This is a genomic window from Agrobacterium sp. GD03872 (assembly GCF_029840625.1).
Lineage (GTDB): Bacteria > Pseudomonadota > Alphaproteobacteria > Rhizobiales > Rhizobiaceae > Agrobacterium > Agrobacterium fabrum_A.
Genome location: NZ_JAOCCY010000014.1, coordinates 80,201 through 102,289, shown reverse-complemented (window position 1 = coordinate 102,289; position 22,089 = coordinate 80,201). Strand labels below are relative to the sequence as shown.

Here is a 22,089-nt window from a genome sequence, read left to right as displayed (position 1 = left end):
TTTCTTTTGCCTGTTGACAGGTAGAAAACGATGCAGACAGGAAATGTTTCAACGCCGTTCGGACGGCGTCCGATATCTCTTGCCCTCGTACGGCGGCAACTAACTGCCGGGGAAATCAGGGCGGGCAAGAGCGTAGACAAGTGGAAAGTGTTCCGCGACGCCTCGGTGGCTATCGAGTTGTTAGGGATCCAGTCAAACAGCCTCGCGGTCCTAGACGCGCTTCTGAGCTTCTATCCCGAAAACGAGCTTCGTCCGGATGCGCAACTCATTGTTTTCCCATCAAACATCCAACTGTCACTGCGAGCGCACAGCATGCCTGGTTCGACGCTTCGGCGGCATATCGCGGTTCTGGTCGATGCGGGACTGATCGTCCGAAGGGACAGCGCTAACGGCAAGCGTTATGCGCGGAAAAATACATCCGGCACAGTCGATCACGCGTTCGGTTTCGACCTGTCTCCCCTGCTCGCTCGTGCTGAAGAATTCGCAATGATGGCCCAACAGATATTGGCCGACCGCGCGGCCCTCAAGAAAGTCAGGGAGGCGCTGACCGTTTGCCGGCGGGACGTCAGGAAGCTAATCACAGCGGCTATGGAAGAGGGGGCTGACGGAGATTGGCAAGCTGTTGAGGACACGTATGTGGGGCTCATTGCCCGTATCCCACGCTCCCCGGATCTCAGCCAGGCGACGGCCATGCTCGATGAGATGGGAGTACTGAAGGAAGAAGTACTCAACCGACTGGCAATGCACGATAAAGTCATAAATAATAGCACCAATGCTGCCCATATTGAGCAGCACATACAGAATTCAAAACCCGAACCCCTAAATGAACTTGAACCACGCTCCAGAAAAGAGCTGGGAGCAAAGCCGAGTGCCGTTAGTGGAAGACGGAGTGAGCCGCCGAAGGTGTTCCCATTGGGATTGGTGATGAAGGCATGCCCGCAGATTGCGGATTACGGCAAGAACGGAGAAATTGTGCACTGGCGAGATTTTATGTCCGCTGCTGTCGTCGTGCGCTCAATGCTGGGTATCAGTGCTTCCGCGTATCAGGAGGCCTGTGAGGTTCTGGGGCCTGAAAACGCTGCGGTGGCGGCGGCCTGCATCCTCGAGAAGGCGAATATGATCAATTCTCCGGGAGGATACCTCAGAGACCTGACGCGGCGAGCCGAGCGCGGGGAGTTCTCGATCGGGCCTATGGTGATGGCGCTCCTCAACGTTAGTCGGCGAGAGGCTCGAAGCGCAGGATAGGTCTGGCGGGAACCCTTGGGTCTCGTTTGGTCTTGGTGCGGCGCTGGCAGTCTATTGCACTGCCGAACCACGAGGCATAGGCGGCCAACGGTTTTCATCGCCGATGGTGCCGTTGCAAAATCCTGGCGGGAACAGTTGAGAGGGCCGGAACGCATCACACATTTCTTCTGCTGGGCGAAAGAGCGATGTCAGAAGGCTTGGAAACGGGATCGCTACAAAACCCCATGGCCGCGTCATCCATATCTTGATCGGCGCTACCTCTTGCGAACGCGGCAATGTGCGTATGAGCATCTAAGACAGGAGATACATTAACGAGACCTCCTGCGAGCTCGGCCATGAATTGAAGGTTGTACCTGCGCCACGTTTGAGACAGCGTTTGCGCGAAGGTTGTCGAGCTGAAACTGGCGAACGATATCTATGCAACGCGCTCGGCAGCGCGAGACTATCGCGCCACAAAAGATTGTTCGACCACTTGCGCAGCCCGCTAGTCGCGGGATTGATTTACCTTTCGGTTTCGGCCGTTACAGCCGCAACCCATCTTCCGCGGTTTCCGGAAGCACGGTAGAGCGTGGGCGACCCAAATGGATAAAGTGCATCTCAAATTACCGCTTGCCGACGTGGATATGGGAGAGAAGCGCCTGCTAAAGACTTCAAAACTGCGACAAAAATTTAATCGATATCCATCGGGTTTGGCAGGCGGCCGTACATTCATTCCAAGGTAATGATATCGACCTGGCCGATCTCCACAATCAGCAGGTCGGTCGATCTAGGAGTGTTGCGTATTGGTTTCGTCGAAAGGAGTTTTGGGACGCCGTTCATCAACAATCGACGCGGCAGTCTGCAATGAGAAGGAGCCAGGAGGAGGATCTGGTCGGGTATCGTTGCCTGGACGCCTCGTATGGGATCTAAAAAGCGCAGGCGATGTCCTCCCTTTCACGGCAGTGAAAAAAAGACCGGAAATCTCCTTCTTGGAAAATGACGAAGGCAAGTATCTCGGCAATGTCTTCGTTGAAAGCGTTCCGGTCATCGATCACATGTCCAGAAAGCCGTGTCCGACATCTGCGCTGACAGAGGCTACTGTCAGAGCAACTATCACAGTTAGATGGCCGCTTTCACCGTTCAGGCGCTGTTTCTCGGATCTGGCTTCCTTGAACTGCCCGCGATAACACCAGCAGGATCGGGGTGAAGACCTCAATCTGTTGGACGAAACTCCAAGGCAAACCCCTCCAAGTCCATCGCGGTGAACGAGGATGAGGTCGCAGGCTTCAGCGGCACAATCCTGCTTGAAGAGGGTGGCTCATCGTTGAGGCAAAACAGATAGACGGAAGGTTGACGTCACACGTTTGCTCGATAGGCTGTCCGATATAGAAGAGGACTGCAGATCAAGGGCTAGCTGTGTTAATATGAAGGTCCGACTTTCTGACAAAAACAACACCAGTTGGTCGGCAACATCTTGTGGGAGCTCCCACAGCAACTAATGCGCTGAAAATAAAAAGATTTTTGAAAACCGTCTTTTTCCCTGTCGCGACTGTTGGTCAATTTGCATACCTGTAGACGGTTTTCGATAAGCCATGTTGTGATTTCCCCTGCCCGCAATTCGTTCCGCCAACCGCGGCGATGCCGAAGGAGTATCAGATGTTGTATCCTTTGCTGTCGATTTGAGCCGCGCGTTCAAAGCCAACAGACTCGACGTTGTTTGCTCCCGCGATAATTAACTGCCGTGATTTTTTGTGTCTGTTGATTTTGGTGCGCAGGACGGCGGCGACGGGGGAGTTATGTACCATGAGCGCTTGGGCCATTGCCGAGCTTGTCGGATGAGTTGACTCGCGATCAGAGGTGGCAGAGAAGATCATGTAGCAATAGAGGATAATCAATGGCTGACGAAGAAATCCGTACCCCTGCTGAAGGGGACCCGCAGACTGAGATTGAACAACGAGGTCCGAAGTCGCCTTCCAAGTCAAGAAGCGTTGCAGGTGGCAAGGCCCGTGGGGACACGAAAAAGCAAGTAAGGCGGAAAAGCCGCGGTCTAACCGAACTGGAGAAGCTCGACCGCGTTCGCCACATTGATGAGCACGTTGCGGCTGGCGATACCCTCAAGGCCGCGGTTGAAAAGGCCGGGATATCTGACCAAACCTATTATCAATGGAAAAAAGCGCTGGGACCCGCTCCCCAGTCAGGAATTCCAGAAGATGATGAGTTTGCCGAGTTTGTTCACCTCGAAGAAGAGAACCGTCGGCTGCGCAAACTCCTGGCAGAAAAACTTCGGGCGGAAAACGCCGATTTGCGTCGAAGGCTGGGTTTGAAATAGCCATCATATTAAGGTTTATCGAGCCATAGGAACGCATGAAGCTGATGAGCATGCGCTTTATAACGGGCCCAAGTCGATTGGTCTTGGGACTCTATTTAATTCAGACATACGACCCATGAGAACACCACGACCCAATTTTGTCGTCGAGTACAAGACGAACAGGCGCCAAGTGAAGCCAAGAGGAACCTCAATTTGGGGCAGTCTCGATTTGCAGGCCGTCGCTCGACAAATCGAAGTCGATGGGATGGTACCGGGTGATTTGGCAAACGCGGGCACTGCACCTCGCTCGCTAACGCCTGATAGTGCATCGCCGGTATCGATTCTGGAATCGCAGCCAGAACCACATCAACATACGCTTTCTTCGGGCGGCGAACGAATGCCGGAGCAAAGCCCGGATGTCGGCGCGCTAGACGATCAGACTACCGAAGCCGCATTAATGGTTCCGGCGCAGGATGACGATTCAGCAAAACCGGTGCCAGGCCGAGCTCAGGTGCGGAAGGGGAGGGGAGCCAAACGAGCACCTCCGATAGCCCCTAAACTCTTCAGAACGGAGGACGACGACACAGCGCCAAGCGTACTCGCGTTGCTTGAGGCTGACAATCGCTACCTAAAACGACTGATGATGAACAAGCTTCGTGAAGAAAACGAGTGGATGATGTCCAGGCTCAATCGCTTGCCGAGGTGAGGCCGTCCGGATCGCGCGTCACGTGGAATCTGGTGGTTGCCTTTTGATGCTCTTCGTCTGAAGGTTCAACGAGCTTTTGCTGCAAGCTCTCCCATTGGTGTCCCACCTCTAAGAACAGGGCGCGCATAGCACATGCGCTCGAAGGCTTTTCGAGCGGATCACCGTCTACATCCGTGGTTTTTCCAGGGGTCTTAATATGGCGGACTACGTACATCCAGTTCGCCTCAGCTGCGGCGCAGTTTGGTCAAGCTCCCGAATAGAGCGCACAAACAACGTCCCGGCCGGTTCTGCGATTACAGTGAGGTTATGCGAGCTGCAATAAGCAGTCTGCTCTTTGGCCTCTTCATGGTCTTCACTTTCACATGGATTCTCATGGAAGTTTGGTCGAACTAGTCCCGATTTCTCGGGGTCTTGAGACGGATCTGGTGAGTGGGTCTGCCGCTCTTGACGGTAGCTATACCGAACATTGGGTTCGTGTTGGATCGTTGGTGCGAGCCCTATGCGACGACAATACCCTCGTCTGACATAGGCTGGAAATGCACATCATTAGCTGGTGTTCCAGATTGACTGGCAAAGATTTTGACAGGCCCTGTCGACCCGCATCTGTCATTGGATCGCATGTATCTGTTACTCCCCAACACCGGGGCCCTTTAATAATCGTCGGCTCATTGTCGTAGCGCCAAGAAAGAACATAAAGAGAACGAAGGGGTGAGTTAGCTTCGTCACCCGACCCCTTGTTGGCGGTGCGCCTTTCCGTGCGCCCGTCGAACTTCCCGTCCGTGGCCCGAGCTTTGCGCGCTTGAATATCGAACACACCGATTGCCGTGCCGCGGGAAGTGGTGAATGTGTTCGACGCCTGTTATGGCAAGAATGTGGATGAAGAAAAGATCCCGCCTCTTGAATCTTTGCCCTGGCTTGATCTGAATCTATTGCAGAACCCAGAGGGGAGGGGAGGTGATTGCCCACCGATCGGCGGACATGTCGGCAGAAGCGGGCAGCGTCGGATCGCGGCATCATGGATTTTCTCTGTCCAACGGGTGAGGGGATGAGCCCATCACACTGAACCATCAAGAGTCGGACAGCATTGCCCAAGACGCGGAATCTTGCCGATCAATATGCACCCATTGATCCGCAGAGGATACTCAATCGAGATTCCGTTAACCGCTACGCACATTCCCCAGCGATTTAATGCAAAGCGTCGTCGAGCGAGACTATATGAGTTGCTGCAAATGAAAATTGAGCGACGAGGACGTGCCGTTGCAAGGCCTTTTGACCGTTTGCGCCAAGCAAGTTTTTCCAAAGAAACCGATACCAGCTGGCTTGGATCGAGCAATGGATAGCCGGTGAAATCGAAATTCCAGAAGCTCGGCATAACTACATGCAACTGCTGCAGGAGCAGTGCTCACTGCAAAAATACGCCCAGGACAGATACTTTCAGGCGTGCAGACAAATGATGCGTGGAGCGACAATCTTTCCCGCTCGGCCAACAGGCGATCGCCTCGCGCAATGACCGTGCTGATTGACCCGGACCCCGGCGCACATCGGCGAACATGGAGTTCATTGCGACGGCCCAATACTCTCAACAACTTCGTAACGCTGAACAAATGAACCTAAGCCCTTATTCAATAACGCAAGTATACTCTCTGAGTTGACGGGGACTGTTACTACTTTTTCTATGTTCATAACCGGCCACTCCATCTCGGGGTCGGCTACTATATCTGCGCGCATTTCTTTCAAGGCGCGCTGAGCTTCTTCATGACTGTCAAAGAAAACATCTGGAATGCCGGTTGGCTTCCAACGCTCCTCGGCGGTTACACCGGCATTTGAATATGTGTAAAAGGTGAAGGCAATGTCCTGTGCCAATGGTTTCTCCTAAAGCAATTTCGGCGGTGCGCCCCCGCCGTTCAATGCTCATTGACCCCTGGTGATCGGGGGATTCGAAACCGCATACCACGGCCCCATGGCCTTTAGTTCCGGAGAACCTATTGCATACGCCACAGGTCCCCCGACCGCAAAGGTCAAGGAGTCTGGTGCCTTACGGGTGGCACCAACCGGGTATGAGGGGTTTCGACGCCCCGAAGCGGCGCGTACCGCTTCGCTGCGGACGATATGTGATCTTGTTGAATTTGTCCTGAAATTTCTTCGATTATCTTCGATCACGGCTCCCTCGACATTGCGAATATCGGCATATCCGCAGAATGGCGTGGAAGGGGCCTGTGGCAGTCAAAATGGGCGCTAGGTGAAAGCCTGGAGTGTTTCGCCAGCCAACTTTCCAACGGTCCGGATGGAGGTTGCCGCTCTTTAGTGACATTTCGTTCGCTAGCAGCGGCTTGATCGAGCCGAGCCTGATGAAGCCGGCTCAAGACGCCGCCGGCTTGCCCTCTCGGGTGCCGCTTGCGAGCCGGCGGCGGCAAGGGAAGCTTCGCCGCGGCGGGCAGGTGGCGCTTGTGGTTCCGGACCTGCCGGCAACTCCCGCCGCGCCCTTGCCTCCGCATGCTCTTCGCGGCTGTCAGATGGGGTCCCGCAAAATGTGTGGGAAGGCAACCCAAGTGGAAAAGAGGGCGGCAAGAAATGCCGAAAAGAGAATGGAAAAGAAAGAAATCCAGGAACTGCGCATTCGTGTGCCATGCTCTGCGGTGCTGGAAAAAGCGGGCTTCGTCATCGATCTGAAAGAGAGCACCCTGCGGGCGGTAAAATATCGCCGTGACAGCGAAATCATCATCATGATTCATGACGGTCACGGCTGGTTTGACCCGCTTTCCGAAGCCAAGGGTGATGTATTCTCGCTCGTCGCCCATCTGGATGGCGGAGGCTTTAGGGCAGCACGCGATCGCGTCGCCGAGTTGATCGGCTATGTCCCGCAAGGAACCGCCAGACGCACGGTTAATCGTGTCCGAGGGCCAAACCTTGCAATTGCCGAACGATGGAACCGCCAACGCCGGCCATGGCCTGGTTCTCAGACCTGGCACTATCTCTCCGAAATAAGGTTGTTGCCATCGCATACACTCCATGCTGCCATTTCCCAGAACGCTGTTCGCGAAGGACCTTACGGCAGCATGTGGGCCGCCCATACGAACGATCTTGGCGCCATTACGGGCTGGGAGGAGCGAGGCCCGGAATGGAGGGGCTTTTCGACCGGGGGAACAAAGGTTCTGTTTCGCCTCGGCCGGTCTGTGGCGTCCCGGCTCTGTGTCACTGAAGCGGCGATCGATGCCATGAGCCTTGCTGCCTTCGAGGGTCTGCGTGATGGCACCCTCTATCTCAGTACCGGCGGGGGCTGGTCTCCGGCAACAGATGCGGCGCTGCGCATGCTTGCCGCCCCTTCCGGTGTCCAATTGGTCGCGGCAACGGACAATAACGCGCAGGGCGACACGTTCGCCGATCGGCTTCGAACCCTTGCGGAAGAGGCGGGCTGTGGCTGGCAGCGATTGCGGCCTCCTGCAGATGACTGGAACGAGGCTCTGCAGGAGAGGGAGGCGGAAAGAAGAAAAAGAAGGGGGGAAAGGGAAGGCGTGCCGCATTCGCGCCAGCCGCATCAAGGGAAGCTTCGCCCGGCCTGAAGCCGGCCCTTGACCCGGCCGGTCACGATGCCGGCGGCTGAGAAGGGGTAATGAAGGACTGAAGTGGATGGTGAGGTCGAGAGGGCAGCGCCGCGCATCGGTCCGGAACAACTCCCAGGGAGCCGAAGATGAATACCTCACCCGCAATCCGCAAGGTCTATCAGGGGGTCGCCGATCGCCACCAGATGTTCCGCATGTTCGACCGCCACGCCCAGCGACCTGATCGTTGGAACGATGATGCGACAGCGCTCTACAGCGGGGAATGGTTTGAGATCCGCGAGAGCGAACACGATTACATGTTCGAGATCCTGCCACCCCTATGGATCCGGGGGTCGTTGTTCGCCATGCGCGAGTTTCTGACCGGATCGATCACCAGCGTCTTCTTCGCGCTGCGCATCGACGGAACCATCCGCCACTTCCACGGCTATTGCGATCTTTCAGACACGTCTTCTGTCGAAAACATGCGGCTCGCCATCACCGAGCGCGAAACCCGGCCGGTGCGTGCCATGACCCGGGATGAGCGTCTGGACCACATCTGGAGCAGCACGGCCGATGATTATCGGGGCTATGCCACTGATCGCTGGCCACACGCCTCACGCGGCAAGAAAACGATCATCCTCTATGGTGGCGCGGCCGGCACCACGCTCAAGCTGCTCGAAGACCTGACCGACGACGAGATCGCTGCGAAACTGCCCGTGCATCTGCGCCACCTTCCCGTTTCCATCGCAGCGTGAGGGGGCGTGACATGGCCGACTATCATTCTCCCACCGTGGTAACCCCGAACGTCCCGTTTCACGACGTCACCCCTCTCGAAGCTCTCCTCTTGCCGCTCGTGTTCGATGAAAGTGCCGAAGAGGACGGGTTCTATTTTCATTCCTGGTGTGGGCCTTCCCACGTCATTACCGTAGGTATCGGCGAGCTTCGCGAGGCTCTTCATGCGTCCCAAAGCACCGAATCTAGGATCACCGTCTACGTGACCAAGCTGCTGGAGGAGCACGAAGCCACCCCCGAGGAAGATCTTCCGGATGATCTTGATATCGATCTGACGGCTGGGCCGGGCTGGGACGAGATCCTTCAGGATATCGCCCGTCGTTCATCCATATTGGACGAGATCGTCGTCACCGCGGCCTTCACCTGCACGAAAATGCGCGCAGACGGCTTCGGCGGCAGTGTCATGCGCATCACGAAGACGGCGATCCAGTATTCCTCGACGACCGACATGCTGGAGCGCATGTGGAACGAGCACCCAACGCAGCCGGCGCCAGACACCGGCTCGAATGAAACCGGTGGCCATGACACCCGGAGCCGTCTGGAGGGCATCGCCGCCGCCGCGGGTTGGGACAGTTTCACGTTGTCGCTGCAAATCTCCCGCTGGCTTGACCAGAACCGGCACACCGAAGCGCTGGCCGGCTATCTCGACGGCCTCGCATCCGACGAGACGGACTGACGTCAGTCCGACCACAGAACCCCGTCATCGAAGGAGCGATCCGGATGCCCACCACATCTCTCTTCTCGCCGTTCCGTCGCATCAACACGGGGACGGCGTCTGCTGCTGAAGTTCGAGCGCTCCTCTCGAGGCACGATACAGCACCCATGTCCCTGCGACGCTTCACCGGTATCCTGCATGCAGGTGAGTGGTTCGAGCTCGACGAGCCCGCGGCGCGCGCGATGGCTGGTCTGTTTCTCGGCCGTCTACGGCCCGGTGGTCTTATCGTGCTCCCAGGGCGGCGCCCCGAGCAGATCCGGTCCGTCTCTTTAGCCTTGTGACCAGTTATGGCGAACGCTGGTTCCACGGTTTCGTCAGCGTCACCGATCCCGCCGTGACGCCTGAGGCCATGCGGGCGGCGATTGTCGCGCGGGAGACCGGCGAACCTGTCCCGTACATCCGCGAGGAAGAGCTCGAACGCATCTGGAACGGCGCGGGTAGCGATGGCGGCTATGCCGACGACGTCTGGCCGCCGGGCAATAAGGGGTTCAGGACCATTATCGTCCGCAAGCCGGGCTTCAGGCCCGTTCTCAAACTTCTCGTCCACCTGTCTCCCGACGAGGTGCAGCAGCTTTTGTCGGTACCCTGACCGCCATCCGCAACGCCGCAGTCAATCAACATTCATTCCGACCAACTGGCCCGGAGCATCGTTTCGGGCCTTTCCATTTTCAAAAAGGACAACCCCATGGACGACCTCGAAACCACCATCGTGATCAACCCGGCGATCCCACTCGTCGACATCACCGAACTCGAACGGCTGGTTCTCTCCAGCGTGTTCGACGCAGGCGAGGTCGACAACGCGCTATTGCTCTATACCGACCGCGGCGCCGCCCTGACGTTCAGCCTGGCGGCGGGCGATCTCTCGGCAGCCTATGAAACGTCTCGCCGTGCGCCCAAGAGCGAACTGAATCGGATCGTTGCCGAATGCTGGCGTGACCAGATCGATGGTCGGGACAGAATAGAAATCGATCTGCGACCGAGCTCCTGGGAGTTCATTCTGCAGGACATTGTCGCGCGCTCCGAAACGCTTTCGGAAGTGCGCGTGCTCGAATGGTCCCGGCATTCATCGCAGAGACCTGACAGTTTCAGCGCCAGCATCATGCTGATCACCGCAACGGAATGCGCCGGCCGTTCCAGCGACAATCTCTTTGAGGATCTGCGCGCTGCGACCGAGACACAAAGGCCCGCCGAGGGCCTGCGATACCCGCCCGGTGCGCCTGATCTCTCAAATGCCGATCCGGTTCTTGCGCGTATGCGCCGCACGATCGACCGCCAGATCACAGGGCGTTTCCCGCACGACCAGTTCATGCTCGATCGGGGCGGTCGCAACTCGCTGACCACCATCCGCCGGTTCATCGAGTCCTTCGCCACGTCGGCGCCAGTGATCGCCGACATTGATAGCCGGCAGTTGGACGCGGCCCTGTGCTGCTGGGAGGCCATGCAGGACTACCGCATCCTGTTCGAACACGACAAGCCGCTGGTGCGGAACATTCATGCTCTGATGTTGCACTGGACCCAGCTCGGTTCGATCGAACTGCGGCGCTGGGCGCGGCCGGCTGCCATCTATGCGCTTCAGATCCATGACCATCTTGGACGGGAGCTGATCGATCGTCATGCCCCGTTCGACTACGGATTTATCCCGGCAGTCCTCGAAGTGCTCGAATGGACGGAAAATGGCCCGGACTTCGCAACAACGCTCGAGGACGCCGCCGTCCGCGTGCTGAAGAAGCTCGACGTGCAGCAGGGAGCAAACCGATGAGCGAGCAAGCCCCATCTCCCGCAATGTCGGCAGCTGGAAAGGATCCTGGCGATCCTGCGCGCAGAAAGCATTTCGTCCATGTCTACGCCGTGGTCCGGGTGAAGGTTGAAGTCGATGCCGAAAACCACCGGGCGACCATGGCCGCGGCTGACGAACGTCTGTTCGGCAACGGATTTGCCGTCAGCCTCAATCCCCGTGGCAACGGCGTGATCGAGGCCGATTATGCCGGGGAAGTGGTCGGTTATCTCGTCGATGAGGTGGACGACCCGGTCTATGAGAGAACCCGGAACTATGGTGCGGACCACCAACTGCAAACATTGGATGAGGGACGCCGGCGTCTGCCTGTCACTTTATCGGAGGACCTGCGCGTGACGCTGACGTTCGTACCCCAGATCTGGCGCGACGATCAGGCGATTGAGGACGATGTCTCCGAGCCGACAGACCGGACCGTGTCGCGGTCGCTGCTTCTCGAACGGTTTCCGACAGAGGCGGACTGGTATGCCAAGGCTGAGATCAGGGATGACCTGCGTTACGAAGGTGATGCTCCGCAATGGATCCGGGACTGGCCCGGCCCCTTTGAAGTACGGCTGGACGATGACGTTGCGGACGTCTGGGATGGCGCCGATGAATAATGAGCGTCTTCTGCGGTGCCTCCGAGCTCACCCTGATCTGTTTGGCGATGACGATGAACGGTCCCGCCGCGAGACACGCCTGATCCTGCGTTGCAAGGCGCGGCTGATGCCCGAATGGAACGCCCGCTCCGAGCATGTACGGCTGGAGGCCGACCGTCGTTTCTGGTTCCGGACCCTGTGAAGGGAAGGGAAGGGGAGGGAAGGAGAAGAAAAGAAGACCTCTGCCGCATGTGGCTCCGGCCCGTCAAGGGCGGGCTTTGCCGCTAAAGCGGCCCTTGACCGGCCATCGCCAATGCGGCGGTGAAAAGCTGGATTGGAAGGTCCGAAAAGACGCGAAAAGCGTCGGGGAGCTTCCGCTCCATCCCCGAAAAACAGCGATCACAAAGCCACGACATGCCCCGGCGGATTTTATTCCGGCCGCGCGATCGGTCGCTCAACAGAATGGAGAAGAGCATGCCCAGCAAGTCCTTCACGTCAACTTCAATTCCATCGTTTGCCGGTCGGCCTGGTGGATCGGAAAGCCGGTTCATCCCGGCGGCTGCCAATGACGACGATCCGGATCCGACGCCGCCGTCACCTGCGGCCGCCGCAAGGCCAGCATCGGTGGCGAATGAGATCCCGCCACTTCCCATCGCGGTTTGAGGGAGGATCGAACATGTTGACTTTCCCGGTCCAATCCATCCTCGACGTCATCGCACGTGGTCGAGCCGATGCAGAAGTCAATGGCGGCTTCCGTGACCCCTATTATGGGCTCGAACCCGGCAAGGGCGAGAAGCCCGGCCTTTGGCTCGTCGGGGACCATGGGGTTTACGTCATGTCCAACGGAAAATTGCCTGACAACGGCAAGCCGCTGGTCATCTATGCCGAACAATGCCACCCCGAGCGAAATGACGACTGGTTCGAGGTCAAACGCCAGACCTTCGGCGGCGACGACGGTGTCGATTTCATCGATGCCGAGAGCCTCGAAGCAATGATCGCCGCCAGCCCCGGCGGTACGCATCTCTCTTTCGCCTTCGATGACGACGCGATGCAGATCTCGGTCATTCAACGCGGCTGACGCATCGGCGTCCGCTACAACCACAACCTTTCCCCCTTCCACGCGAGCGTCATGCCGGTTCACCCGGTCGATGACGCTCGTCTTTTTTCAGGAGCATTCACCAGATGTCCAACGATTCCTTTTCCCTCGATATGTTCGGCAATACCGCGCTCTCCTCCGGGCTTGGTTTTGGCCTTGGCATGAACGAAGAATTTGCCCCCGAACCGGCCACGCCTGAAAACACAAGCGCCGCGCCTGAAGCGCCTATCGTCCCGTTACCGGTTGTCGCGGCGAAACTACCGTCGCCTCGCAAGATGGGCGATCGTGCCAATTTCTATCTCGATGACGATGATCGCGACCTTCCGAAAAGCTGGAAGGAGCGCGCCAGGATCAATGTCGCCGCCATCCTCTCCGCCAACGAGATCGAGAAGCTCGATATTCCGGTGACGCGCGAACACCAGAAGCGGCTGATCCGCTTCACCGGTTTCGGAGCCTCCGAACTGGCGAACGGCATGTTCCGTCGCCCCGGCGAGGTCGAATTCAGGGACGGTTGGGACGATCTTGGCGGTTCGCTGGAAAGTGTGGTTTCAGAGACGGATTACGCCTCGCTGGCACGTTGCACGCAATATGCTCATTTCACGCCCGAGTTCATCATTCGCGCCATATGGGCAGGTCTTCAACGTCTGGGATGGCGCGGCGGCCGCGTTCTTGAACCGGGAATCGGTACAGGTCTATTCCCGGCCCTGATGCCGGAGGCATTCCGCGCCTCCAGCTATGTCACCGGCATCGAACTCGATCCGGTCACCGCCCGGATCGTCCGCCTCCTTCAGCCGAAGGCGCGGATCGTCAATGGCGATTTCGCCCGCACCGATCTTGGGGTGATCTACGATCTTGCCATCGGCAACCCGCCGTTTTCTGATCGAACGGTGCGCTCCGACCGCAACTATCGCAGCCTGGGTCTCAGACTGCATGATTACTTCATTGCAAGGTCGATCGATCTGCTGAAGCCAGGCGCTCTCGCCGCTTTCGTCACCTCCCACGGTACGATGGACAAGGCCGATACGACGGCCCGTGAGCATATCGCGAAATCGGCCAACCTTGTCGCCGCCATTCGCCTGCCGGAAGGCGCGTTTCGCGCAGATGCCGGGACCGATGTCGTGGTCGACATCCTGTTCTTCCGCAAACGCAAGGCCGGAGAGCCCGAAGGCGATGTCACCTGGCTTGACGTCGACGAGATCCGGCCCGCCACCGCCGATGAGGGCGCGATCCGCGTCAATCGCTGGTTTGCCAGACATCCCGTCTTCGTGCTCGGCGACCATGCCCTGACCTCCGGGCCCTTTGGCGAGACCTATACCTGCCAGCCGCGTCCCGGCGAGAACCTTGAGGGTCTGCTGAAGGACGCCATCTCGCTGCTTCCCGAACATCTCTATGATGGCGAGCCGAGTATCATTGATCTCGATCTGGAAGAAGAACTCGCCGAGATCGTCGACCTGAAGCCCGATAATGCCAAAGTCCGCGAAGGCAGCTTTTTCCTCGACAGCCAAAATTCCCTCATGCAACTGATCGACGGCTCCCCCGTGCCTATCGGCATACGCAAGGGTCGCGGCGGCGACGGCATTCCGGAAAAGCATGCCCGCATTATCCGCAAATTGCTCCCGATCCGCGATGCCGTTCGCGAGGTGCTGAAAGCCCAGGAACAGGATCGTCCCTGGCGGGATCTTCAGGTCCGGCTGCGCATCGCCTGGGGGGCCTTTGTTCGGGAATTCGGCCCGATCAATCATACTACCGTCTCGATCAGCGAGGACGAACAGACCGGTGAGGTCCGTGAGACCCACCGCCAACCGAACCTGGCGCCGTTCAGGGACGATCCCGATTGCTGGTTGGTCGCGTCCATCGAGGACTACGACCTCGATACCGACACGGCAAAGCCCGGTCCGATCTTCTCCGAACGGGTAATCGCGCCACCGGTTGCGCCTGTCATCACCAGCGCCGGGGATGCGCTTGCGGTCGTGCTCAACGAACGTGGCCGTGTCGATCTCGAACACATCGCCGAACTGCTGCACATGTCCGCCGAGGAGGTGATCGAAGAACTCGGCGAAGCAATCTTCCAGAATCCCACCGACGGCTCCTGGCAGACCTCCGATGCCTATCTCTCGGGTCCGGTTCGGACCAGGATGACAGAAGCGGAAGCAGCGGCCAAACTCGATCCAGCTTTTGAGCGCAATGTCCGTGCCCTGCAGGCGGTCCAGCCGGCCGATCTTCGGCCTTCCGATATTACCGCCCGCCTCGGTGCTCCCTGGATCCCCGCATCCGACGTCGTGGATTTCGTCAAGGAGTTGATGGGCGCCGAGATCCGTATCCACCACATGCCGGAACTCGGCAGCTGGACGGTCGAGGCGCGCCAGCTTGGATACAGTGCAGCAGGTACGTCCGAATGGGGCACCAGCCGGCGCGATGCCGGCGAACTGCTCGCCGATGCACTGAACTCCCGCGTGCCGCAGATCTTCGATACGATCAAGGACGTCGGCGGCGAGCGGCGCATCTTCAATGTGATCGACACCGAAGCAGCGCGCGACAAGCTTCAGAAGATCAAGGAGGCGTTCCAGAAGTGGGTCTGGACCGATCCGGATCGCACCGATCGATTGGCCAGAATCTACAACGACCGGTTCAACAACATCGCGCCTCGGGCTTTTGACGGTTCGCATCTGAAACTGCCGGGCGCCAGCGCCGCCTTCCGCCTCTATTCTCACCAGAAGCGTGGCATCTGGCGCATCATCTCCGCTGGTTCCACCTACCTCGCGCATGCTGTCGGGGCGGGAAAAACCATGACGATGGCCGCCGCGATCATGGAGCAGAAGCGTCTGGGCCTGATCGCCAAAGCCATGCAGGTCGTGCCAGGACATTGCCTTGCACAGGCCGCCCGAGAGTTCCTGGCGCTCTATCCATCCGCCAACATCCTTGTTGCGGACGAGACCAACTTCACCAAGGACAAGCGGGCGAGGTTCCTCTCCCGCGCCGCGACCGCGACCTGGGATGCGATCATCATCACCCATTCGGCTTTCAAGTTCATCGGTGTTCCCTCCGCCTTTGAACAACAGATGATCCACGACGAACTGGAGCTTTATGAGGAATTGCTGACCCGGGTCGACAGCGAGGATCGTGTCTCACGCAAGCGGCTGGAACGATTGAAGGAGGGATTGCAGGAACGGCTTGAAGCGCTTTCGACGCGCAAGGACGATCTTCTGACCATCTCCGAGATCGGTGTCGACCAGATCGTCGTTGATGAGGCCCAGGAATTTCGCAAATTGTCGTTCGCGACAAATATGTCGACGCTCAAGGGCATCGATCCGAACGGTTCGCAGCGCGCCTGGGATCTCTATGTGAAATCCCGCTACATCGAAACTCGCAATCCCGGCCGCGCGCTGGTGCTCGCCTCGGGGACCCCGATCACGAACACGCTCGGCGAGATGTTCTCGATCCAGCGGCTGCTCGGACATGACGCGCTTGCCGAACGTGGCCTGCACGAGTTCGACGCCTGGGCAAGCTGCTTCGGCGATACGTCAACCGAGCTGGAGATCCAGCCGTCCGGCAAGTACCGACCCGTCAGCCGCTTTGCGAGCTTCGTGAATGTCCCGGAGCTGATCGCCATGTTCCGGGCCTTCGCCGACGTGGTGATGCCCGACGATCTTCGCGAATATGTCAGGGTGCCGGCGATTTCGACCGGCCGCCGCCAGATCGTCACCGCCAAGCCGACGCCTGCCTTCAAGATGTATCAGCAGATCCTCGAAGCGCGCATCAAGGCAATCGAGATGCGTGAGGGACCGGCGCAGCCCGGTGACGACATTCTCCTGTCGGTGATCACCGACGGCCGCCACGCGGCGATCGATCTTCGTCTGGTCATGCCGGCGAATGATAACGAGGACGAAAACAAGCTGAACATGCTTGTGCGCAACGCTTTCCGGATCTGGCAGGAGACAGGTGAAAGCATTTTCCGCCGCCCGGATGGCAAGGATTACGATGTGCCGGGTGCTGCCCAGATGATTTTTTCCGATCTCGGAACCATGAATGTCGAGAAGACACGTGGCTTCTCCGCCTATCGTTGGATACGCGATGAACTGATCCGGCTCGGCGTGCCCGCTTCCGAAATTGCCTATATGCAGGACTACAAGAAGACCGAGGCCAAGCAACGGTTGTTCGGCGATGTGCGTGCCGGCAGGGTGCGGTTCCTCCTCGGATCCTCCGAGACAATGGGAACAGGTGTTAATGCGCAGTTGCGCCTCAAAGCCTTGCATCACCTCGACGTGCCGTGGCTGCCTTCCCAGATCGAACAACGCGAAGGACGCATCGTCCGTCAGGGCAATCAGCATGACGAGGTCGATATTTTCGCCTACGCGACGGAGGGCAGTCTCGATGCATCCATGTGGCAGAACAATGAGCGCAAGGCGAGGTTCATCGCTGCGGCGTTGAGCGGCGATACCTCGATCCGCAGGCTTGAAGATCTCGGCGAGGGCCAGGCCAACCAGTTCGCAATGGCGAAAGCGATCGCCAGTGGTGACGAGAGGCTGATGCAAAAGGCAGGTCTGGAGGCCGATATCGCCCGGCTCGAACGGTTGCGTGCTGCCCACGACGACGATCAATATGCCGTTCGACGCCAGATCCGTGACGCCAAGCGTGACATCGAAACGGCGACCCGCCGGATCGCTGAGATCGGTGAGGACTTGATACGGCTGATTCCGACCGCGGCGGATTCCTTCACCATGACCGTTCTGGGTGAGGTCCACGATGAACGCAAGGAGGCTGGCCGGGCACTGATGCGGGAAATCCTGACGCTCGTACAGCTTCGCCAGCATGGGGAGGTTCATCTCGCATCGATCGGCGGGTTCGATCTCATCTATGAGGGCGAACGGTTTGGCAAGGCGGACGGTTATCGTTATGCGACGCTGCTGCAGCGCACCGGTGCGGACTACGAGATCGACCTAGCCGTCACGGTAACGCCGCTCGGGGCGATCTCCCGCCTCGAACATGCGCTCGACGGGTTCGGGGAGGAGCGTGATCGTTATCGCCATCGTCTCGAAGACGCCCGCCGACGGCTCGCCTCATATCGCACCCGTGAGGGCGGCAGCTTCGCCTTCGCTGAGGAACTTGCTTTAAAGCGTCGCCAGTTGAGCGATGTCGATGAGGCATTGGCCGCCTCGATGCGTGAGGAGAGCCACGGTGTTGAGCAGGCAGCCTGATCGCTTCCATCGCTTGTCCCCGCTGATCGGGGGGGACAAGTTGTATTTCTACGCTGCCTTCGGCTGTTCACATACGCAGAACCGCCGGAATTGCAAAATAGTCAAATAATTTGTATATTCCGATTAAATTGAATGGAGCGTGACCATGAAAAAGTTTTCGACTGTCGAACTGCTGCGTGACATCAAGACCGTGACGATGGCAGCTGATCGTCAGCCTGTTGCGATCACGCAGCATCGCAAGCCAAGATATGTGCTGATGACCTATGACGAGTTTGAGGCGTTGAAAGGCAGGAGCGATCCCCGCCGGGTCTACGGCCCCAATGAAGCACCAGCTGACCTCGCGGCGATGGTCCTGCCTGAACTGGACAGGCTGATCGAGGAAGGGCGTGACCCCAATGGTTGACGTACCGTCGAATGGCTCTGTCATTTCCTACCCCTATCTTTGGGCATGGCAACGCGACAAAGGGGAGACGGAGGGTCGAAAAGAACGGCCCGTCTGCATGGTTCTTGCAATCGCCAAAGGTAGCCAGACAAATCTCATTCTGCTGGCAATCTCGGGAACACCACCACGTTCAGATCAGACAGCGCTCGAGATCCCGCAGCTCGAATGCCGCCGTGCCGGTATCCGAGATTGGAAAGATGCCTGGATTACTGTGTCGGAATTCAATCACGACGTGGCAGAGACCTCCTTCCACTATGACCCGAACATGGAAGTGCTGGGATCGTTCAGCAAAGGCTTTCTTTCCAAGATTGCCGCAGCCTTCAAGCCGTATCTCGCAACCTTGAGCGCAAAAATCAGCCGTATCGACTAAATCTCATACGCGGCACACAGGGTCTATCCGTTCTTTTTTCCAGATTTTTGCTTGACCCGGATACGCAGCGGGCGGCCCTCTGCATGCTCAAGATCGAAGGCGTTTGTTTTCCTCACGAGATCGCTCAGCTTGCGAAACCCATAAGTTCGCGGGTCAAAATCCGAAGCGAGATTTGCAAGTTGATTGCCGACGGCGCCAAGCGGCACCCATCCATCCTCGCTTTCCATCTGGGCGATGACCTTCCTGATGATGGGCGTGGCGGCTGTCGGAGGCTGGAGAGAGGCTGTCGCCTGTGCCGTATCTGTCCCGTTCGCGGCAGCCACGGGCAACAGATTTTCGGTATAGATGAAACGCCGGCAGGCCTGCCTGAAACTTTCAGGCGTCTTCTGCTCTCCAAAACCGAAGACGTCGATGCCTTGTTCACGGATGCGAGAGGCGAGGCGGGTGAAATCGCTGTCGGAAGATACCAGGCAAAAACCGTCGAAGCGACCACTATGCAGCAGGTCCATCGCGTCGATGACAAGCGTGATATCGGAAGCATTCTTGCCGGCCGTGTAGGCGAACTGCTGCTGGGGAATGATTGCGTGCCTTGCGAGAACGTCGATCCACGCCTTTGAACGAGGATTGGCGAAGTCGCCATAGATGCGTCGAACACTCGCTTCGCCGATCTTGGCAATTTCTTCAAAAAGGCCATCAACGATTTTCGCGGACGCATTGTCAGCGTCGATAAGCACCGCGAGGCGCGGGGAACGGGGTTCTGCCATGCCAAAGGATCCTGCCTATCACAATTGACTGTAATCCAGCATCAACGAGCGGGTGGCGTGTGGCAACAACCTTGTTTCCCTACGCTCGCGATAGCTGGTCTATAAATTGATGAGCGCTCCGCATCCCCAAGAAAACAGGGAGCGCAACGAATGCGGCCAGTCGGTCCCGCCGTCTCAGTGCATTTTCTGGAATTGCTCGCCCCAGTCGCGCATCGTTATCAGTATGGGGGCGAGTGAGACACCGAGCGAGGTGAGTTCATATTCTACCTTGGGCGGCACCTCGGGATAAACGATGCGCCGAATGATCCCATCCACCTCCAGCTCTCGCAATTGCAGTGTCATCATGCGGGGTGTGGCTGCCGGGACGAGGCGACACAGTGCGTTGAAACGCAGCTTGCCGTCCAGCAGGTGAAACAGAATGACTGGCTTCCATATGCCGCCGATAACCGACAGCGTAGCTTCGACTGCGCATCCGGTGCGATCGGCGCGGCGCCGCCCCCGTTTCATGCGGGTACTATCGTTCATGATACTACATGCTCAATTTGTACGTACTTCATCAAATTGACTTGTAGGCTTATCTGGAGGCTCTGAAAAGGAGATGCCTCGATGCAACGATACATATTGACCGGAAACGAAAACCCGCGCCTCAAGCTCGCCTCGGCCGATGTGCGCCAGCCGGAGAAAGGCGAAGTTGCCGTAGATCTGCGCGCTGCCTCCCTTAACTTCCGCGACGTGATCATCGCCAGAAACTTCAAAGACGTGGTGCCGCTCTCCGATGGCGCAGGCATCGTGTCGGTCGTGGGCGAACAGGTAGACGGCTGGGAGGTTGGCGATCGCGTGGTAATCGGATTTATGCCGGGATGGGTAGATGGCCCGATCACTGCCGCCAAGAAGGCAACAAGCCTCGGGGGTCAGACCATGGACGGCGTTCTGACAGAGCGCATTGTCGTGCCCGCCGACAGCATCGTGCGCCTTCCGGACGCGATGACGTTCGAGGAAGCCGCGACGCTGCCTTGCGCTGGCGTGACGGCGTTCGCCGCCCTGTTTGAGCGTCGGCCGGTGCAGCCAGGTGAATCCGTTTTGTTGCTCGGCACGGGCGGCGTATCGATCTTCGCTCTTCAGCTCGCTAAAAAGGCAGGCGCCCGTGTCATCATCACCTCCAGCTCGGACGAAAAGCTCTAGCGTGCCCGTAAGCTGGGCGCGGATGAAGTCATCAACTATCGCCGTACTCCGGCCTGGCAGGATGAGGTTCTGAAACTCACAGATGGCATCGGCGCTGACCTGGCGGTTGACGTCGCTGGCCCGGCCACGCTCAGCCAGACACTTGCCGCTACCCGTTTTGATGGTCGTATCTCCCTGATGGGAGTGCTAACCGGGTTTGACGGTCACATTGATACGGGAGCGATTCTCGAAAAGCGGATCACCCTGCAGGGGATCTATGTCGGCCCCGTGGCAACGCTCGCGTCCCTCGTGAAGACCGGAATCACCCCCCAGGTTGACCAGGTGTTCCCTTTCGAGGAAGCAGAAGCCGGCTATAACGCGCTGCGGGATGCAGGCCATTTCGGCAAACTGGTCATCAAAATAGGATAAAACCAGTGCGCGACGATTCCGTTCCCGCACCCTATGTGCCAGCTGAGGCGGCTTATCTTGCAATTTAAGGTGATGCGCGCTAAATGTAGTTACGTAACCACGATATTTGGAGGCTTGTCATGACGGTCACCACGCTTTCAGGCCGGGAACTCAATCAGGATCTTGGCCGCGCAAAACGCGCGGCCAACGAGGGGCCAGTCATCATCACCGACAGAGGACGGCCAGCGCATGTCCTCTTGTCGTTCGACGAGTATAAACGGCTGACCGGAAAAATGCGGACGCTCGGCGACATGCTGGCTGCACCGGGTGCGGGAGAAATAGATTTGCCGCTTTCGCCGCGGACGGAACGTGCGCAGGCAGTTGACCTGTCCTGATGCTGTTACTCGATACGAATGTTGTCTCCGAACTGCGCAAGATTGTGAGCGGCAAGGCGCATCCCAATGTCGTGGTCTGGAACGAAACCGTTGATCCGGCCGAAACGTTCATCTCTTCTGTTGTTCTGCATGAGCTTGAGATCGGTGTGCGGTTGGTGGAACACAATGACAGCGCTGCCGGGAGAGTATTGCGCAACTGGCTGGACAACACGGTTATTACGGCGTTCTCGGGTCGAATCCTTCCCCTTGACGACGCGGCGGCCTTACAGGCAGCCAAATGGCATGTGCCTGACCCCAAGCCGATCAACGACGCCTATATCGCGGCAACGGCGCTCACCCGTCGCATGACACTCGTCACGCGCAACATCAAGGATTTTGCGGGGATGGGCGTGAAACTCGTCAATCCTTGGGATCCTGCCATGTAGCAGCGGTGTGATAAACTTCGTTCGCGCCAAAACATAGCGACGAAACCGCGATAGCGCTCAATCTTTGCGCAAACCCGCATCCGGACCCAGAAATATTCCAACCCCGTTTGCGGGCATGTGGTCAGCGGAACTGTGCTCGGCAATTGGGGCCATTCACAAACGCAGTGCAGCATCTGCAT

At 58.2% G+C, this 22,089-nt stretch carries 23 protein-coding genes; 17 read left to right on the top strand and 6 right to left on the bottom strand.

Annotated features, from left to right (window positions below):
* The first annotated feature begins 30 nt into the window (after positions 1 to 30).
* Positions 31 to 1,245: a plasmid replication protein RepC gene (gene repC / locus N5D22_RS22180; protein ID WP_011982934.1), complete on the top strand. Its 1,215-nt coding sequence runs from the start codon at positions 31 to 33 to the stop codon at positions 1,243 to 1,245.
* Between the two features lie 1,631 nt (positions 1,246 to 2,876).
* Here repC and N5D22_RS22175 read toward each other — a convergent pair.
* Entirely contained in the window at positions 2,877 to 3,044 is a 168-nt protein-coding gene (locus N5D22_RS22175) for a hypothetical protein (protein ID WP_155275991.1), read from the bottom strand.
* Positions 3,045 to 3,118: 74 nt separating this feature from the next.
* Between N5D22_RS22175 and N5D22_RS22170 the strand changes: the two genes are divergently transcribed.
* Entirely contained in the window at positions 3,119 to 3,553 is a 435-nt protein-coding gene (locus N5D22_RS22170; RefSeq protein ID WP_011982936.1) for a transposase, read from the top strand.
* Between the two features lie 665 nt (positions 3,554 to 4,218).
* Here N5D22_RS22170 and N5D22_RS22165 read toward each other — a convergent pair.
* The gene (locus tag N5D22_RS22165; protein WP_035226686.1) at positions 4,219 to 4,452 is read right to left on the bottom strand and encodes a hypothetical protein; all 234 of its coding nucleotides are present in this window, start codon (positions 4,450 to 4,452) and stop codon (positions 4,219 to 4,221) included.
* Between the two features lie 1,343 nt (positions 4,453 to 5,795).
* The gene (locus tag N5D22_RS22160; RefSeq protein WP_011982939.1) at positions 5,796 to 6,101 is read right to left on the bottom strand and encodes a hypothetical protein; all 306 of its coding nucleotides are present in this window, start codon (positions 6,099 to 6,101) and stop codon (positions 5,796 to 5,798) included.
* Between the two features lie 722 nt (positions 6,102 to 6,823).
* On the opposite strand from N5D22_RS22160, the gene N5D22_RS22155 reads away from it, so the two are divergent.
* From N5D22_RS22155 to N5D22_RS22125, 7 genes are all read left to right on the top strand, one after another.
* Complete coding sequence (locus N5D22_RS22155; protein WP_035226685.1) at positions 6,824 to 7,798, top strand: DUF3991 and toprim domain-containing protein; 975 nt, start codon at positions 6,824 to 6,826, stop codon at positions 7,796 to 7,798.
* Between the two features lie 128 nt (positions 7,799 to 7,926).
* Positions 7,927 to 8,532: a DUF1419 domain-containing protein gene (locus N5D22_RS22150; protein WP_011982941.1), complete on the top strand. Its 606-nt coding sequence runs from the start codon at positions 7,927 to 7,929 to the stop codon at positions 8,530 to 8,532.
* Between the two features lie 11 nt (positions 8,533 to 8,543).
* Entirely contained in the window at positions 8,544 to 9,245 is a 702-nt protein-coding gene (locus N5D22_RS22145) for a hypothetical protein (RefSeq protein ID WP_011982942.1), read from the top strand.
* A 316-nt stretch (positions 9,246 to 9,561) separates the two neighbouring features.
* Positions 9,562 to 9,873 carry a hypothetical protein gene (locus tag N5D22_RS22140; RefSeq protein ID WP_049768469.1) on the top strand — a complete coding sequence of 104 codons (312 nt, stop codon included), beginning with the start codon at positions 9,562 to 9,564 and terminating at the stop codon, positions 9,871 to 9,873.
* 96 nt (positions 9,874 to 9,969) lie between these two features.
* Entirely contained in the window at positions 9,970 to 11,043 is a 1,074-nt protein-coding gene (locus tag N5D22_RS22135) for a hypothetical protein (protein ID WP_036589489.1), read from the top strand.
* Positions 11,040 to 11,675, top strand: a complete 636-nt coding sequence (locus tag N5D22_RS22130) for a hypothetical protein (protein ID WP_011982944.1) — start codon at positions 11,040 to 11,042, stop codon at positions 11,673 to 11,675. Before N5D22_RS22135 ends, N5D22_RS22130 begins: the two co-directional genes overlap by 4 nt.
* Positions 11,668 to 11,856, top strand: coding sequence for a hypothetical protein (locus N5D22_RS22125; protein ID WP_142627586.1), 189 nt, complete (start codon positions 11,668 to 11,670; stop codon positions 11,854 to 11,856). Before N5D22_RS22130 ends, N5D22_RS22125 begins: the two co-directional genes overlap by 8 nt.
* Before the next feature lie 82 nt (positions 11,857 to 11,938).
* Here N5D22_RS22125 and N5D22_RS22120 read toward each other — a convergent pair whose 3' ends face one another.
* The gene (locus N5D22_RS22120; RefSeq protein ID WP_011982945.1) at positions 11,939 to 12,205 is read right to left on the bottom strand and encodes a hypothetical protein; all 267 of its coding nucleotides are present in this window, start codon (positions 12,203 to 12,205) and stop codon (positions 11,939 to 11,941) included.
* A gap of 125 nt (positions 12,206 to 12,330) precedes the next feature.
* Between N5D22_RS22120 and N5D22_RS22115 the strand changes: the two genes are divergently transcribed.
* From N5D22_RS22115 to N5D22_RS22100, 4 genes are all read left to right on the top strand, one after another.
* Positions 12,331 to 12,732 (top strand): DUF3085 domain-containing protein, encoded by a 402-nt coding sequence (locus N5D22_RS22115; protein ID WP_011982946.1) that lies wholly within the window; start codon positions 12,331 to 12,333, stop codon positions 12,730 to 12,732.
* 104 nt (positions 12,733 to 12,836) lie between these two features.
* Positions 12,837 to 17,945, top strand: a complete 5,109-nt coding sequence (locus tag N5D22_RS22110; RefSeq protein WP_011982947.1) for a DEAD/DEAH box helicase family protein — start codon at positions 12,837 to 12,839, stop codon at positions 17,943 to 17,945.
* A 145-nt stretch (positions 17,946 to 18,090) separates the two neighbouring features.
* Positions 18,091 to 18,348, top strand: coding sequence for a type II toxin-antitoxin system Phd/YefM family antitoxin (locus tag N5D22_RS22105; protein WP_011982948.1), 258 nt, complete (start codon positions 18,091 to 18,093; stop codon positions 18,346 to 18,348).
* A complete protein-coding gene (locus tag N5D22_RS22100; RefSeq protein WP_035226674.1) occupies positions 18,341 to 18,757 on the top strand; it encodes a hypothetical protein in 417 nt (138 codons plus the stop codon). The genes N5D22_RS22105 and N5D22_RS22100 overlap by 8 nt, the downstream gene beginning before the upstream one ends.
* A 23-nt stretch (positions 18,758 to 18,780) precedes the next feature.
* Here the strand turns inward: N5D22_RS22100 and N5D22_RS22095 are convergent, their stop codons facing one another.
* On the bottom strand, positions 18,781 to 19,521 hold the full coding sequence (locus tag N5D22_RS22095) for an NYN domain-containing protein (protein WP_011982950.1): 741 nt from the start codon (positions 19,519 to 19,521) through the stop codon (positions 18,781 to 18,783).
* Positions 19,522 to 19,695: 174 nt separating this feature from the next.
* Positions 19,696 to 20,046 (bottom strand): helix-turn-helix domain-containing protein, encoded by a 351-nt coding sequence (locus N5D22_RS22090; RefSeq protein WP_011982951.1) that lies wholly within the window; start codon positions 20,044 to 20,046, stop codon positions 19,696 to 19,698.
* 81 nt (positions 20,047 to 20,127) lie between these two features.
* Here N5D22_RS22090 and N5D22_RS22085 point away from each other — a divergent pair, with 81 nt between their 5' ends.
* The 4 genes from N5D22_RS22085 (at position 20,128) to N5D22_RS22070 (ending at position 21,910) form a co-directional block, all read left to right on the top strand.
* Positions 20,128 to 20,703 carry an NAD(P)-dependent alcohol dehydrogenase gene (locus N5D22_RS22085; protein WP_049768470.1) on the top strand — a complete coding sequence of 192 codons (576 nt, stop codon included), beginning with the start codon at positions 20,128 to 20,130 and terminating at the stop codon, positions 20,701 to 20,703.
* Positions 20,704 to 20,715: 12 nt separating this feature from the next.
* Positions 20,716 to 21,111, top strand: a complete 396-nt coding sequence (locus tag N5D22_RS22080; protein ID WP_080514378.1) for a zinc-binding dehydrogenase — start codon at positions 20,716 to 20,718, stop codon at positions 21,109 to 21,111.
* Positions 21,112 to 21,230: 119 nt separating this feature from the next.
* Positions 21,231 to 21,485: a type II toxin-antitoxin system Phd/YefM family antitoxin gene (locus N5D22_RS22075; protein WP_011982952.1), complete on the top strand. Its 255-nt coding sequence runs from the start codon at positions 21,231 to 21,233 to the stop codon at positions 21,483 to 21,485.
* Positions 21,485 to 21,910 (top strand): type II toxin-antitoxin system VapC family toxin, encoded by a 426-nt coding sequence (locus N5D22_RS22070; RefSeq protein ID WP_011982953.1) that lies wholly within the window; start codon positions 21,485 to 21,487, stop codon positions 21,908 to 21,910. The genes N5D22_RS22075 and N5D22_RS22070 overlap by 1 nt, the downstream gene beginning before the upstream one ends.
* The last annotated feature ends 179 nt before the right edge of the window (positions 21,911 to 22,089 follow it).

Bases quoted from the DNA above. Each gene is read 5' to 3' on its own strand.
- repC (WP_011982934.1), top strand. From the start codon at position 31: ATGCAGACAGGAAATGTTTCAACGCCGTTCGGACGGCGTCCGATATCT.
- N5D22_RS22175 (WP_155275991.1), bottom strand. From the start codon at position 3,044: ATGGCCCAAGCGCTCATGGTACATAACTCCCCCGTCGCCGCCGTCCTG.
- N5D22_RS22170 (WP_011982936.1), top strand. From the start codon at position 3,119: ATGGCTGACGAAGAAATCCGTACCCCTGCTGAAGGGGACCCGCAGACT.
- N5D22_RS22165 (WP_035226686.1), bottom strand. From the start codon at position 4,452: ATGTACGTAGTCCGCCATATTAAGACCCCTGGAAAAACCACGGATGTA.
- N5D22_RS22155 (WP_035226685.1), top strand. From the start codon at position 6,824: ATGGAAAAGAAAGAAATCCAGGAACTGCGCATTCGTGTGCCATGCTCT.
- N5D22_RS22150 (WP_011982941.1), top strand. From the start codon at position 7,927: ATGAATACCTCACCCGCAATCCGCAAGGTCTATCAGGGGGTCGCCGAT.
- N5D22_RS22145 (WP_011982942.1), top strand. From the start codon at position 8,544: ATGGCCGACTATCATTCTCCCACCGTGGTAACCCCGAACGTCCCGTTT.
- N5D22_RS22135 (WP_036589489.1), top strand. From the start codon at position 9,970: ATGGACGACCTCGAAACCACCATCGTGATCAACCCGGCGATCCCACTC.
- N5D22_RS22130 (WP_011982944.1), top strand. From the start codon at position 11,040: ATGAGCGAGCAAGCCCCATCTCCCGCAATGTCGGCAGCTGGAAAGGAT.
- N5D22_RS22125 (WP_142627586.1), top strand. From the start codon at position 11,668: ATGAATAATGAGCGTCTTCTGCGGTGCCTCCGAGCTCACCCTGATCTG.
- N5D22_RS22120 (WP_011982945.1), bottom strand. From the start codon at position 12,205: ATGAACCGGCTTTCCGATCCACCAGGCCGACCGGCAAACGATGGAATT.
- N5D22_RS22115 (WP_011982946.1), top strand. From the start codon at position 12,331: ATGTTGACTTTCCCGGTCCAATCCATCCTCGACGTCATCGCACGTGGT.
- N5D22_RS22110 (WP_011982947.1), top strand. From the start codon at position 12,837: ATGTCCAACGATTCCTTTTCCCTCGATATGTTCGGCAATACCGCGCTC.
- N5D22_RS22105 (WP_011982948.1), top strand. From the start codon at position 18,091: ATGAAAAAGTTTTCGACTGTCGAACTGCTGCGTGACATCAAGACCGTG.
- N5D22_RS22100 (WP_035226674.1), top strand. From the start codon at position 18,341: ATGGTTGACGTACCGTCGAATGGCTCTGTCATTTCCTACCCCTATCTT.
- N5D22_RS22095 (WP_011982950.1), bottom strand. From the start codon at position 19,521: ATGGCAGAACCCCGTTCCCCGCGCCTCGCGGTGCTTATCGACGCTGAC.
- N5D22_RS22090 (WP_011982951.1), bottom strand. From the start codon at position 20,046: ATGAACGATAGTACCCGCATGAAACGGGGGCGGCGCCGCGCCGATCGC.
- N5D22_RS22085 (WP_049768470.1), top strand. From the start codon at position 20,128: ATGCAACGATACATATTGACCGGAAACGAAAACCCGCGCCTCAAGCTC.
- N5D22_RS22075 (WP_011982952.1), top strand. From the start codon at position 21,231: ATGACGGTCACCACGCTTTCAGGCCGGGAACTCAATCAGGATCTTGGC.
- N5D22_RS22070 (WP_011982953.1), top strand. From the start codon at position 21,485: ATGCTGTTACTCGATACGAATGTTGTCTCCGAACTGCGCAAGATTGTG.